Source organism: Ruminococcus sp. RTP21198st1_G1_RTP21198_201120, assembly GCF_040924265.1.
In the GTDB taxonomy this organism is placed as follows: domain Bacteria; phylum Bacillota; class Clostridia; order Oscillospirales; family Ruminococcaceae; genus Hominimerdicola; species Hominimerdicola aceti.
Genome location: NZ_JBCOMH010000015.1, coordinates 84,602 through 98,363, shown reverse-complemented (window position 1 = coordinate 98,363; position 13,762 = coordinate 84,602). Strand labels below are relative to the sequence as shown.

Sequence of the window (13,762 nt, the reverse complement as noted above, 5' to 3'; positions counted from 1 at the left end):
CACTTGTAAGTGATTTCTTCTTTGACATAAAATAACCCCCTTTAGAGTTACACCATTTTATTATTTCATGTGTCTACTCTAAGGGGATTATATCACACGAGTACCGCCAGTTATCCTATTCTTCTTCCTTTTTGATCTTGAAAATAAGCCTCATTAAACCCGATATGACCTTTGGACTTTTTACAACTACAACTTTCATAAGTATTACCTCCCGAATAGTTATAGTTTATATTATTCAAAAATCAAAAATCGGTTACCATTTTTGACTGTACTGACAGCAGATAGCCGCTTTTGAATGATATCTCAGCGTATTTTCTATCCTGCCCATCAAAGCCTTTAACCACGTTTGATATGCCAAGTGGGAAAGCATTGGTCAGCAGACAGTCCTCTACTTCATATTTCGCACCCTTTATGGTCAGACCCTCTACCTTATCGGTATATGCCACCAGCGAGAACGAAAAGCCCTCACGGTCATATATCCTGTAACTTCCTGCACGATAAAGCCGAATTATCTCCCTATCTGCGGCTATCATTCCCTCACCGCCACAAGATAAAATATATCCCAGAGATTGGATATTTCCAAGTAAGTGGTCTACTCGTCCGCCTGTTGCACCGAATATGAGAAAATCATCACAACCCGACTCAAAGCCCTCCTTTATGGCAAGCATAAGGTCGGTATCGTCCTTTTCTGAGGGGAAGATCTCGATATTATCAAAAACAGGTTTTTCAGCAGAATCAAAATCGCCCATAATAATGTCCGACTTTACGCCAACTGCCTGTGCAAGCTTATAGCCCTTGTCAGCGGATATCACAAGAGAATCGTCAATAAAATCTTTGTATTCTGCCACACATTGAGCCGACACCGCTTCACCGCCTGAAAAGATAGTGCATTTCTTAGTCATTTTTGTATTCCCACTCCTTAAGCTGCTTTGCCTGCTCGTACATTTCCACATAACTTTCATGCCTTGACTTTGCGATCTCGCCATTTTTTACCGCCTCTATGACCGCACAACCCTTTTCCTTTGTGTGGCTGCAATCAGGAAATCTGCACTTGCCCTCGTATTTCTGAAATTCAGGAAAACAACCTGCAAGCTTGTCCTTGAAAATAATATCATATCTGTTGGTATCAAATGACGAAAAGCCAGGGGTATCGGCAATATAACCACCGCCCTCCAGCTTGTAAAGCTCTACATGGCGTGTTGTGTGCTTTCCTCTGCCAAGCTTTTTGCTTATCTCGTTGGTGGCAAGCCCCAATGCAGGGAACATATTATTGAGCAGTGACGATTTGCCAACGCCCGTGTTTCCTGTAAATGCCGACAGCTTGCCCTCCAGAACTGCCTTAACAGCTTCACTGCCCTCGCCGGTGGTATTGTCTACCTGAAAGGTCTTTATCCCTGCGCCCTTGTATATGTCCACAAGCTCGTCACAGCTTTCCTTGTCTATCTTTGTAAAGACTACCACAGGCTCTATTTTTTTGAAAACAGCTATTGCAATAAACTTATCAAGTAACAGCAGATTAGGTCTTGGTTCGCAGGTAGACGAAACGAACACAAGCATATCAAGATTTGCAAGAGGCGGTCTTATAAGCAATGAGCGTCTTTCCTCTATCTTCTCGATAACTCCGCTTCCGTCGTCCTCCAATGAAAATTCAACTCTGTCGCCGCCTACAGGAGAAATGTTCTTTCTTCTGAATACTCCTCTTGCCTTACATTCATAAATGCCGTCGGAGGCTTCTACATAGTAGATGCCTCCGATAGCTTTAACGATTATTCCATTCATGAACTACTGACCCTGCTCGTCTGGCTCCTGAGGCTCCGGTGCAGGTGCTTCAGTAGTGGTAGTTGTAGTAGTTGTTGTGGTCGTAGTTGTAGTAGTTGTGGTCGTTGTCGGAGTAATGTCGATCAGACCGCTTTCATTCAGGCTTCCGCTAAGAGTAGCTGTCTGCTTATCATAATCTATGTCATATACTGCATAACGGCACTTCTGCTGATTTTCGTCATTTGTGATGAAGATAGTCAGAGTTTCTGTCTTCTTGCCCTTTACAGTTACATTTACAGAACCGCCTGCAACAGATTCTCCACTGCCGATCTTCTGTGTATAAGCAACGTTGCCGTTATTGTAGATGTCTATAGAATATGAGCCGTGGATACCACTTGGGAGTGGCAGTGAGAATGTTACCTCAACAGGTGAAGTTTCTCCGGTCGAAACGTAAATAGTAACAGTTGTGTCACGCTCAACATATGTGCCTTCATCTGTATCCTGCTCGATGACCTTGCCCTTATCGCCCTCATGCTCGATCTCCTTGACCTCAGCCTTGAGCTTGTTCTCCTTGAGCATTGCAACTGCCTTTTCTTCTGTAAGACCTACAACGCTTGGTACTTTGACTCTTGTTTCAACAGGACCCTTACTTACAAACAAAGCAACAGTCGCACCTACGGCATACTGCTCGCCTGCTGCCGGCTGTGTTTTCACAACAAGACCTGAAGCTATATCCTCAGACCATATATCTCTCTTAACGACCATAAATCCTGCAGCCTTAAGCTCGCTTTCAGCCACAGTGCCGTCTTTCTTCACCATGTCAGGGATAGTTGCCATTTTTTTGCCCTTACTTACAGTAAGTGTGACCGTGAAGCCTTCCTTAACAGACTTTCCTGCTGCCTGACCCTGGAATGTGATTATTCCCTCGTCATACTGGTCATTATACTCTTCGGTGATATCAAATTTAAGCTTATCCTTATAATCCTGCTCAACCTGAACGATATTCTTGCCCACAAAGTTTGGCAGTGTAACTGTACCTGTGTGCATACCGTTTGAACCGCTGAATGACTTGAACACAACTCCTACGATAACGAACGCTGCAATGATAACTACTGCAACTGTAACAGCAAGGAGTATCGGAACAACGTAAGAACGCTTCTTTTCTTCCTCGTCATCGTTTTCTTCGTCATCGTCCTCATATTCTTCATCGTCGTCATAGTTCTCACTATGCTCATCGTCAAAATATTTGTTATTGTTATCAGCCACAGGGATAGGAACAGGGCTGTTCTTATATCCGAAAACAACAGATGGATTAAGCTTGAATGTGTCTATATCCTTTATCATCTCTGCCGCTGACTGATAACGTCTTGCAGGATCTCTCTCCATAGCGTGCATAACTATTTCTTCAAGAGCCTCTGGGATAGAAGGCATGATCTCTCTTGGCGGAACCGGATCCTCCTGCATATGCTTGAGAGCGATAGCCACAGGATTTTCACCGTCAAAAGGCTTTCTGCCTGTGAGCATCTCATAGAGCATAACGCCTACAGAGTATATGTCAGATCTTTCATCTGTCATATCGCCCCTTGCCTGCTCAGGTGAGATATAGTGAACAGAACCGATAGTCTTGTCAGAAAGTGTCTTTCCGTCGATCCTTGAAAATCTTGCGATACCAAAATCCATGACCTTGATAGTTCCGTCAGGGAAAAGCATTATGTTCTGCGGTTTGATATCTCTGTGAACGATACCCTTATCATGAGCGTGCTGCAAAGCACGGAGTATCTGAGTTACAAAGTGCAAAGCGTCTTTCCATCTAAGCACGCCCTGCTGCTCGATAAACTCTTTAAGGGTGATGCCGTCGATATACTCCATAACGATAAACTGTATCTCGTCAGAAAATCCCACGTCATATATCTTTACGATATTAGGGTGAGAAAGTACAGCGATAGCCTTGCTCTCGTTTCTGAAGCGTCTGAGAAATTCCTCGTTCTGTGAAAACTCAGGCTTAAGTATCTTTACCGCAACAGTACGGTTTTCCATAACGTCAACTGCCTTATAAACGTCAGCCATTCCGCCTACGCCGATAAGCTCGGTTATCTCATATCTGCCGTCTAGCTTTTTGCCGATATTAGAATCCATGTAATTCAACTCCTATATTATTCATGTTTTATTGTCATTCCATTAATTTGCTATTACCGCAGCAGTAATATTATCTTTACCGCCGCATTCGTTTGCGAAAGCAATAAGCTGTTTTATAGCCTCGTCAAGATTATTGCCAAACACAGTTTCATATATCATATTGTCTGTGCAATAATTGGTCAGACCGTCAGAGCAAAGCAGCACCGCAAAATTATCATTTTCTTCAAGTTCGAAATAATCGACCTCAACATCTGATTCAACGCCCACAGCCTTTGTGATAACGTTTCTCATATGATGATTTTTCGCTTCTTCTTTGGTTATCTGACCCGACCTATAAAGCATTTCCACATAAGTATGGTCAGTGGTTATCTGAGCTATACCGTCCTTGGTAAGAAGATATCCACGGCTGTCGCCCACGCTCACCATATAGACGGTCTTATCCACCACCAATGCCGCAACGCAGGTAGTACCCATGCCGTTTTTGTCAATATCCTCCTTGCTCTTGCCATACACGATCGTATTCGCATAATGCACTGAAGTGAGCATAAGATTTCTTATGGAATTTGGTTTCATATCTTTTCGGAAATTTTCCTTGATACGTTTTACTACTGCGTCAATGGCAAGCTGACTGGCAACTCCGCCTGATGACGCTCCGCCCATACCGTCACAGACCACCGCAACGGCAACATTGTCAGCAAGAAATTCAGCATGCACTCTGTCCTGATTTTCACTGCGTTTTTTTCCGATGTCTGTATCAGACGCTATAAACAAGCGATTCACCACCTTTTATCAGATCTCATATTCTCGTCTTAGCTGACCGCAGGCAGCGTCTATATCCGCACCCAAGGTCCGCCTCACAGTAGCGTTTATCCCAAGCTTCTCCAGATATCCTCTGAATCTGTTGGCTGACTTTCTGTCAGAATGATAATTACGCTCCTTTATCTTATTAACAGGGATTATATTCACATGACAGACAAATCCGCCCAGAAGCTCCGCAAGCTCCCTTGCGTCCTCCATAGAATCGTTATGCCCGTCTATCAAAGCATATTCAAAAGAAATTCTCCTGCCCGTTACCTTAAAATAGTATCGGCAGGCGGCAAGAAGCTCGTTGATATCATACCTGTCATTAACAGGCATTATCTCGCTCCTGCTCTTATTATTGGAAGCGTGCAAAGAGATAGACAATGTTATGCCCAGCTTTTTCTCTGCAAGCTCATATATCCTCGGCACAATGCCGCAGGTAGACACCGAAACGTGCCTTAGCGACATATTAAAGCCCTTTGGACAGGACAGCACTTCAAGGAAATTCACAACATTATCAAAGTTATCCATGGGCTCGCCTATTCCCATAAGCACCACGCCTGATATCTTTCTTCCGCTGTCACGCTCAGAAGCGTATATCTGTCCCAGAATCTCCGAGGAAGTCAGATCACGCTTGAAGCCTGCAATAGTTGACGCACAAAAGCGACAGCCCATTTTGCAGCCCACCTGAGTTGACACGCAAATGGTGTTTCCGTAGTTGTATTCCATTATTACGGATTCCACATGATTTCCGTCCTCAAGCTCATATAGATATTTTACAGTATTATCGGTATGAGATTCAAGCTTTTTTGACACAAATAGTGATTTTAAACAAAATTTTTCATTGAGCAGATTCCTTAATTGTACAGATAGATTAGTCATTTCATCAAAACTTGACACTCGTTTTACATGAAGCCAATCAAATATCTGCCCTGCACGGAACTTCTTTTCTCCAAGCTTTAGTATCTCAGCTTCCAGCTCGTCAGGCAGAAGCCCCAATATATCTATTTTTCCATTATCATCAAATGCTACCAAAAGATCACCTCAGCCTGATAAACTTAGCAATAAAAAATCCGTCTGAATTATATTTTGCAGGTGTGATAGACATTCTGCAAAGACCGCTGTCGCTACCGAAAGCCTCGCCTAGCGATGCAGGCTCAAAATCAGGGTGTTCAGCCAAAAATCTGTCTGCCACCTCATCATTTTCCGCCCTTGACAGCGTGCAGGTGGAATACACCAGCGTTCCGCCGACTTTTACATACTCCGCTGACGTTTTCAGTATATCATACTGTATTTCAGGAAGTCTGTCGAAATCTGAGGGTTCTTTATACTTTATCTCAGGTTTTCTTCTTATTACGCCAAGTCCGGAACAAGGTGCGTCGCAAAGCACTTTGTCAGCCTTTGGCATTTTCTCGTCATAGACCTTTGCGTTGTTGACACCTGCCCTTATGCAGTCAAGTCCAAGCCTTTTGGCACCGCTTTCAATAAGCCCTGCACGATTTCTATGCAGATCAAAAGCAAGCACTCTGCCCTTGTTGTTCATACGCTCGGCAATTGTAAAGGTCTTTCCACCAGGTGCGGCACAAAGATCAAGAACTGTATCGTTCTCCTTAGGATCAAGAGCCGCACAGCAAAGCTGGCTCGAAAGATCCTGAACGTGTATCCTGCCCTCTTTGTAAGCCTTAGTATGCTCCACCGCTCCTGCACCGCATATCCTTATGCAATCAGGCAGGACGGACAGCCTTTCAAAGGTAATGCCCTCCTCAGCGAGCATATCCAGTGTGCTTTCAAGAGAATGAAATACCGTGTTCACTCTTGCGGTGACAGGTGCCTGTCCCACAGAGGTTTTCAGCATTTCAAGGCAGATGTCCTTACCATATTCCCTTGTCCACTTCTCCGTCAGCCATACAGGTGCGGAGTATTCTATAGAAAGCTCCTCCGTAGCATTTCTGCCCTTTGGAAGCTTTTTGTCGTTTCTTATAAACTCCCTTAGCATTGCGTTCACAAAGCCGCTTGCCGCAGGATTTCTGTTTTTCTTTGCAAGCTTCACAGACTCGTCCACAGCCGCATTGTCAGGAACGGAGTCCATATATAAAAGCTGATAAAGACCCATTCTCAGTATAACTCTGACCTCAGTACCAAGCTTATTCTTAGGGTTGCGTGAATATTCCCGAATAATGTTATCAAGAGTTATCTGTCTTTCCAAAACGCCGTAGAAAAGAGCTGCGGCGAATTTCTTGTCCTGAGGTGAAAGGTCTGACCTTTCAAGGCCCTCGTCAAGAAGTATATTTGAATATGAGCCGCTGTTTTCAAGCCTTGTAAGCAGCCTTAAAACCGTTTTTCTGGCGTTTCCCATAGTTCCTCCGAATTATCCCAGCACAGTGCCGTTCTCGATATGTCTGCCTCTGAGAAAATCAGCGGTATCCATTCTCTTTGAGCCCTCAGCCTGCACCTGAGTAAATCTTATGACTCCGTCTGAGCAGGCAACAGAAAAGTCGCTGTTATCCACCACAGTGCCCGCAGGCTTTCCGCAAGGCTTTGTGGAAGCTATCTCAGACTTATATACTTTCAGCCTTTTGCCCTCAAGCACTGTAGTAGCGCATGGCCAATCAGACAGACCGCATATCTGTTTGTGTATCGTTCTCACAGGCTTTGTGAAATCTATAGGGCAAAGCTCCTTTGAGAGCATTGGTGCATAAGTCGCAAGGCTCTCGTCCTGCTTAACAGGAGTTATCTCACCCTTATCGAGCTTTTCAAGGGTATCAACAAGCACCTCTGCACCCATTTCAGCAAGTCTGTCAAAAAGCTCAGCGGCTGTTTCGTTCTCGCCGATAGGAGTAGCCTTTTCCACAAGGATATCTCCTGTATCCATGCCCTCTCCCATAAGCATCGTTGTAATTCCAGTTTCAGCTTCGTCATTAAGCACAGCCCACTGTATCGGACCTGCTCCACGATATTTAGGAAGCAGCGAGCCATGGACGTTCACACAGCCAAGCCTTGGTATATCAAGCACCGACTTAGGGAGCATTTTGCCATAAGCCGCCACCACGATACAATCAGGGGCAAGGTCATTGATAATTTTAACATACTCCTCGCCGTCTTTTTTAAGGCTTTGCGGCTGATAAACAGTTGTGTCATGCTCCTGCGCAAGCACCTTTACAGGGGGCGGAGTAAGCTTATAGCCTCTGCCCTTTGGCTTATCAGGCTGAGTGAAAACAGCCTGCACCTCATATCCGCTGTCATAAAGCTTTTTCAGCGTTGGTACGGCAAAATCAGGCGTACCCATGAAGATTATTTTCATTAGTCCTCGACCTCTACAAATTCTTCAACTATCTCAGTAAACAGATGACCCTCAAGGTGTGCAAGCTCATGGCAAACGCACTGTGCAAACAGCTCTGATACTTCCATTTCGTACCACTTGCCGTGTCTGTCCTGCGCCTTGAACTTAACTCTCATAGGCCTTGTAACATAGCCCCACTCATTCGGGCATGAAAGACAGCCCTCCAGAACTCTCTGCTTTTCCTCGCTCTGCCATGTTATCTCAGGGTTGATAAGCTCGTAAACCTTATCGTCGATTATTATAACGACCACTCTTCTAAGCTTTGCCACCTGTGGACCTGCAAGACCAACGCCGTTGGCGTTTTTCAGGGTTTCTGTCATATCGTCAAGAAGCTGACCAAGCTTGTCGTCAAATTCTGTAACAGGCTTGCAGACCTTGTGAAGAATCTCGTCGCTCTTATTAAGTATTTTTCTGAGTGCCATTTATTTAACTATCCTTTCTTAAAGCCCGATATCTCCGTTTATGTCGGCATAGATACGAACTGTCTGATAATCTTTATTTTTATAGAACTCGCCCAGAACGTGCTTTATCATCTCACGAAAATCCGCAGTATTGCGTGTTTTCAGGATAAGTCTGTATCTGTAGCGATTATTTATCATTTCAAATGTGCATGGTGCAGGGCCTAGCGCTCTGAGGGGAAAATTCACCTTGTGCTGTGAGATATACTCTTTTATAAGCTGAGTCACCCAGCGTGAAGCGCCTATTACCTTGCTTTCAAGGGGTGCTGAAAAACCTATGACGCATATATCGCAAAAAGGCGGATATGTCAGCGACTTTCTCAGTGCTATCTCCTCTTTATAAAACTCATCATAATTTTGCTCTGCCGCAAGGTTCAACACATAATGGTCAGGCACAAAGGTCTGAATGTATGCGACCCCTGGTTTATCTCCTCTGCCGCTTCTTCCTGCCACCTGAGTGAGCAGTGAGAATGTTCTCTCATAGCTACGAAAATCCCCTGTGAACAGTGCCTTGTCAAGGGATATGACACCCACCATTGTGACGTTCGGGAAATTAAGTCCCTTTGCTATCATTTGAGTGCCGAGCATTATATCATACTCGCCTTTCTCAAACGCCTTGAAATTCTCCTCATAGGAATATCTCGAAGAAGTGGTGTCAGCGTCCATTCGCAGAAGCCTTGCCTGCGGAAAAAGCCTTTCCAACTCGTCCTCCACACGCTGAGTTCCCACGCCGCTTGATTTGAGCCGCTGTGAGCCGCACTGTGGACAGTGCTCTATATTATCCATGGTATATCCGCAGTAGTGGCACATATACCGATCGTTTTTCTTGTGATAGGTCAGGGGTATATTGCAATTAGGGCAAGCCACAGGCTGACGGCAGTCCATGCAAGTGATATACGTTGTATAGCCACGCCTGTTTAAAAGCAGGATAGCCTGCTCTTTTTTCGCAAGCACTTCTGTGAGCTTATCACACATAACACGGCTGAGCAAGCTGTCATTGCCCTCTGCCGCTTCCTCCTGCATATCGACTATCTCGACTGCCGGCAGGGGCGACTTTGAATATCTGTTTTTAAGCTCAAACAAGTGATATCTGCCTTTTTGAGCGTAATAAAAGCTCTCCAAAGACGGAGTTGCAGAAGCCATCAACAGCACGCAGTTATTATATCCGCACCGCTGTATGGCAACATCTCGTGCATGGTATCTAGGCGTTGAGTCCGACTTATATGACGGCTCGCCCTCCTCGTCCATGATGATTATTCCCACGTTGGTGACAGGAGCAAATATTGCACTTCTTGTGCCGATAACTATTCTTGCTTCTCCACGCATTACACGTTTGAACTCGTCTGTACGCTGTCCCAACGACAATGACGAGTGCATAACGGCTATCTTATCACCGAAAAGTGACTTGAATTTGCCGAGCATCTGCGGTGTAAGGGATATTTCAGGCACGAGCATGACCGCTGTTTTACCCATATCCATAACGCTTTTTATAAGCTTTATGAACACAGACGTCTTGCCGCTTCCCGTAACACCGTAAAGCAACGCACCTGCGGGCTTTTCAGCTTTTATAAGCCCCATTATGCCCTCATATGCCGCTGATTGTTCATCATTTAATATGATATCGTCAGGGTCTTGCCTTTCGCCAAGCTCACCTATGGCGTCACGCATGACCTCATATTTATACTGCACGATGACTTTTTTGTCAGCAAGCCTTTTTAGTATGCTTGAAGTGCAGTTGGTCATATAGCAGACCTCTTTCACAGAGGCACAGCCACCCTCCTCAAGAAGCTTCACCACAAGGGTCTGCTTCGGGGTAAGAGTGGTCTGTATCTCCCCTGACACATACTCGTCAGAAAGCCTTACCATGCTGACGTTCTCATCACCGACTTTTCTTTTCAAAGCATCGCTGATCTCAACATAGCCCTTATCCACAAGAGAGTCGACAGTTTTCTTCTTTCGTGCGTCATTATGCACGTCAAGAAAGCTGTCTATCTCCCTCTGACTTTTTGCACATTGGAGAAAGTCCACCACATTTTTCTCATCTTCATTTAAAGTATCCTCGTCAATGTAGGTATTGACAAGGCTGTAATGCTGTGAAAAAGTGTAGGAAAAGCCTGTAGGCACAACGGATTTATAAGCGTCATAATAGGTGCAGAAAGTGTTTTCTTTCAGCCACATTATTATCCTCATCATTTCCTCGGTGACAAGGCTTTCCACGTCCACCACGGAAATAACAGGCTTCAGCTTATCGTTATACTCGGCTTCCGTATACGTTCTCGCAACAAATCCTACGGCTTTGCGGTTTCCTCTGCCAAAAGGCACAAGCACACGCACTCCGCTTTTCACTTTCTGAGCCAGCTCCTCCGGCACACTATAGCTATACAGTGCGTCAAAGCTGTATGATGCACGGCTTATTGCAACCTTTGCCACGATAAAAACTCCACGCACAGCCGTACACCTCCCCATAAAAAGCCTCGATTATTTTCTGAGGCTTGGATCCTCGATTATCTTGTATTCGCCATTATAAAGCTCGTCAACTGCTGTCTTTACTGGCTTTTCATCAAGCACCAGCTTGTTGTCAAAAGCGTCGCTTGTGATCTCTCTTGCTCTCTTTGCAACTGCAATAACTAGAGAATAATAGCTTTCATTGTTCTTCAAAATCTGGCTTACGGCCGGTCTAAGCATCATAATTAAGCACCTCGTCAATTAATTTCTTTGTATCATCATTTTCTGATCTGAATTTATCCGCCTTGCCGTCCTCGGCTTTCACGGAGTTCATAACTGCAACAAAATCTTCCACAGCGTCCTCTAGTCCGTCGTTCATTATCACATAATCATAACCGCCGGCTTTGCCGATCTCACCGGCAGCCTGACTTACACGGTCAGCAATAACATCGTCAGACTCAGTTCCACGCTTTCTAAGCCGTCTGTCTATCTCCTTAACAGACGGAGGAAGTATAAACATCAGCACAGCTTCAGGAAAGGCTTTCTTCACCTGAAAAGCACCGTTAGTTTCTATTTCAAGTATAACATCTCTGCCCTGCTCAAGATTAGCGAGAACAGGCTTCTTTGGCGTTCCGTAATAATGACCAACATAGCCTGCGTGTTCAAGAAATTCACCGCTGTCTATCATTTTCTTAAAGCTGTCATCGCTTATAAAATGATAATGAACGCCGTCCTTTTCGCCCTCTCTGGGCTTTCTTGTAGTGCAGGATATAGAATAGAACACATCTCTGTTTTTAAAGACCTCTGCAAGTATAGTTCCCTTGCCACAGCCTGAGGGAGCTGATATAACAAACAGCTTTGCATTGTTCTTATACATTGTCATCGTCCTCCTCGTCAACAGCAGCACGTCCGCCTACAGTTTCAGGTGCAACTGCCGACAGCACCACATGGTCGCTGTCCATAATAAGCACTGCTCTTGTTCTTCTGCCGTAGGTGGCGTCTATAAGAGTACCCTTATCCTTAGCTTCCTGAATGATACGCTTTATAGGCGCAGACTCAGGGGAAACTATGGCAATGACTCTTGCGGAGGACACCATATTTCCAAAACCGATATTAATAAGCTGCATATCTCACACCGCCGTTATTCGATATTCTGTATCTGCTCTCTGATCTTTTCGATCTCAGCCTTAAGATCCACCACCATTTTTGTGATAGTGAGATCGTTAGCCTTTGAGCCGATAGTATTCACCTCACGGTTAAGCTCCTGCACAAGGAAGTCAAGCTTTCTTCCCACAGGCTCGTCCGACTTGATAAGCCCTCTGAACTGTGAGATATGGCTTCTGAGCCTTACTGTTTCCTCGTCTATTGCCACCTTATCGGCGAAAATAGCCACTTCTGTAAGTATCCTCTGCTCGTCTATGTCCTTATCGCCGAGAGTTTCCTTTATCTTTGCATAAAGTCTTTCTCTGTAGCTTTCAGTAACGCTAGGTGACTGATCTTCTATCTTGCCCACAGTTTCCTCGATGTAATCAAGTCTGCCGCTGATATCGTCATACATCTTAACGCCCTCAGTTTCACGCATCTGAACAAATCTGTCTAACGCCACCTGAGCCACGTCCTTGACCTCGTTCCAAATAACTTCCTCGTCATCTGTTTTCTTCACAACTGTGAACACATCAGGAAGTTTCATGATATGTGACAGTGTGATATCGTCATCAAGGTCAAGCTCGTCAGCCGCACCTCTCAGTGCGTCAAGATAGCCCTTTGCAACAGCCTTGTTAAGCTCTATCTCAGCGTCAGTACCCTCCTGATTATAGATAGAAACAGACGCCTCTACCTTACCACGGGAGATACCGCTTTTAAGAAAGCCTTTCAGCTTTTCATCAAGATAGCCGTAGGCTCTCGGAGTTCTCGAAGTAAATTCATAATATCTGTGGTTTACAGAGCGTATCTCAACGATTATCTCTCTGCCGTTTGCCACGATATGCTCTCTGCCGAAACCGGTCATGCTTTTTATCATAGCATACCCGTCCTTTCATATATTAATATTTATGTTATCCGCTTGGTACTTAACATAGTACATCAAATTATATTATAACATCAAGCTCCGTAAATAGCAATAGTTTTTCACATTTATTTAAAATTATATTTACTTAAAATTTATATATTCTGAAATATGTCCAACAGTGACGAGCCGATATAGATATGAGGGTATTTTTCAAAATCCTCTTTAGTGGTAGAGCCAGTTGTTACTCCTGCAAAATCCACACCTGAATTGAGTGCAGTTTCAGCGTCGATGTAGCTGTCGCCTATATAAAGCACGTCCGATTTATCCGCACCGAAACGCTCTATTATCAGGTCAAGTCCCTGCGGGTCAGGCTTTGCCCTTGTAACGTCCTCACCGCCAACTATGATATCTACAGGCAAAGAGCCTGCCTGCTCATTGAAAGTATTGACTATCCTATAGCGATATTTCGTAGAAACTATGCCGACTTTTACCCCTGCGTTCTGCAAGGTCTGCAAAATTGCGATAGTATCGTCATAAAAATATGTTTTCTTCACCATTACCTCGTCTGCCTTTTTTACATACGCCTTGCGCATATCCTCACGCTGAGGATTGTCAGGCATATCTGTCAGCAGGTCGAAAGCGTCAACAAGGGTCATGCCTATGGTGTTGTAGATAGTCCTGTCGTCCTTTGGAGGATAGCCGAACTCTTTTAGGACGTGCTTGAAACACTCCAGAATACCCTCGGAAGAATCTGCAAGAGTAAGGTCAAAATCGAAAACAAAATATCTGTATTTGCTCATAATAAACTCCTTTTCA

15 protein-coding genes are annotated in these 13,762 nt (G+C 44.6%); all 15 read right to left on the bottom strand.

Going from position 1 to position 13,762, the window contains the following annotated elements; genetic code table 11:
• Window positions 1-115: 115 nt before the first annotated feature.
• Complete coding sequence (gene spoVM / locus AB5627_RS10845; RefSeq protein WP_117856231.1) at window positions 116-199, bottom strand: stage V sporulation protein SpoVM; 84 nt, start codon at window positions 197-199, stop codon at window positions 116-118.
• 43 nt (window positions 200-242) lie between these two features.
• On the bottom strand, window positions 243-902 hold the full coding sequence (locus tag AB5627_RS10840) for a thiamine diphosphokinase (protein WP_195221720.1): 660 nt from the start codon (window positions 900-902) through the stop codon (window positions 243-245).
• Complete coding sequence (gene rsgA, locus AB5627_RS10835; RefSeq protein ID WP_046441704.1) at window positions 895-1,779, bottom strand: ribosome small subunit-dependent GTPase A; 885 nt, start codon at window positions 1,777-1,779, stop codon at window positions 895-897. The genes AB5627_RS10840 and rsgA overlap by 8 nt, the downstream gene beginning before the upstream one ends.
• A 3-nt stretch (window positions 1,780-1,782) precedes the next feature.
• Window positions 1,783-3,894, bottom strand: a complete 2,112-nt coding sequence (gene pknB, locus AB5627_RS10830; RefSeq protein WP_368369837.1) for a Stk1 family PASTA domain-containing Ser/Thr kinase — start codon at window positions 3,892-3,894, stop codon at window positions 1,783-1,785.
• A 42-nt stretch (window positions 3,895-3,936) separates the two neighbouring features.
• A complete protein-coding gene (locus AB5627_RS10825) occupies window positions 3,937-4,674 on the bottom strand; it encodes a Stp1/IreP family PP2C-type Ser/Thr phosphatase (RefSeq protein WP_242843618.1) in 738 nt (245 codons plus the stop codon).
• Between the two features lie 9 nt (window positions 4,675-4,683).
• Window positions 4,684-5,730, bottom strand: coding sequence for a 23S rRNA (adenine(2503)-C(2))-methyltransferase RlmN (rlmN, locus tag AB5627_RS10820; RefSeq protein WP_022287849.1), 1,047 nt, complete (start codon window positions 5,728-5,730; stop codon window positions 4,684-4,686).
• A 4-nt stretch (window positions 5,731-5,734) separates the two neighbouring features.
• Window positions 5,735-7,051, bottom strand: coding sequence for a 16S rRNA (cytosine(967)-C(5))-methyltransferase RsmB (rsmB, locus tag AB5627_RS10815; RefSeq protein WP_022287848.1), 1,317 nt, complete (start codon window positions 7,049-7,051; stop codon window positions 5,735-5,737).
• Window positions 7,052-7,063: 12 nt separating this feature from the next.
• Window positions 7,064-7,996 carry a methionyl-tRNA formyltransferase gene (fmt, locus tag AB5627_RS10810; protein WP_022287847.1) on the bottom strand — a complete coding sequence of 311 codons (933 nt, stop codon included), beginning with the start codon at window positions 7,994-7,996 and terminating at the stop codon, window positions 7,064-7,066.
• Entirely contained in the window at window positions 7,996-8,457 is a 462-nt protein-coding gene (def, locus tag AB5627_RS10805) for a peptide deformylase (RefSeq protein WP_022287846.1), read from the bottom strand. The genes fmt and def overlap by 1 nt, the downstream gene beginning before the upstream one ends.
• A gap of 18 nt (window positions 8,458-8,475) precedes the next feature.
• Window positions 8,476-10,941 carry a primosomal protein N' gene (gene priA, locus AB5627_RS10800; RefSeq protein ID WP_368369836.1) on the bottom strand — a complete coding sequence of 822 codons (2,466 nt, stop codon included), beginning with the start codon at window positions 10,939-10,941 and terminating at the stop codon, window positions 8,476-8,478.
• A gap of 30 nt (window positions 10,942-10,971) precedes the next feature.
• A complete protein-coding gene (gene rpoZ / locus AB5627_RS10795) occupies window positions 10,972-11,181 on the bottom strand; it encodes a DNA-directed RNA polymerase subunit omega (RefSeq protein ID WP_022287844.1) in 210 nt (69 codons plus the stop codon).
• Complete coding sequence (gmk, locus tag AB5627_RS10790) at window positions 11,171-11,815, bottom strand: guanylate kinase (protein WP_022287843.1); 645 nt, start codon at window positions 11,813-11,815, stop codon at window positions 11,171-11,173. Before gmk ends, rpoZ begins: the two co-directional genes overlap by 11 nt.
• Complete coding sequence (gene remA, locus AB5627_RS10785) at window positions 11,808-12,065, bottom strand: extracellular matrix/biofilm regulator RemA (protein WP_022287842.1); 258 nt, start codon at window positions 12,063-12,065, stop codon at window positions 11,808-11,810. The genes gmk and remA overlap by 8 nt, the downstream gene beginning before the upstream one ends.
• 14 nt (window positions 12,066-12,079) lie before the next feature.
• Window positions 12,080-12,958, bottom strand: coding sequence for a YicC/YloC family endoribonuclease (locus AB5627_RS10780; protein WP_022287841.1), 879 nt, complete (start codon window positions 12,956-12,958; stop codon window positions 12,080-12,082).
• A gap of 140 nt (window positions 12,959-13,098) precedes the next feature.
• Window positions 13,099-13,746 (bottom strand): HAD family hydrolase, encoded by a 648-nt coding sequence (locus AB5627_RS10775; protein WP_022287840.1) that lies wholly within the window; start codon window positions 13,744-13,746, stop codon window positions 13,099-13,101.
• Window positions 13,747-13,762 lie beyond the last annotated feature (16 nt).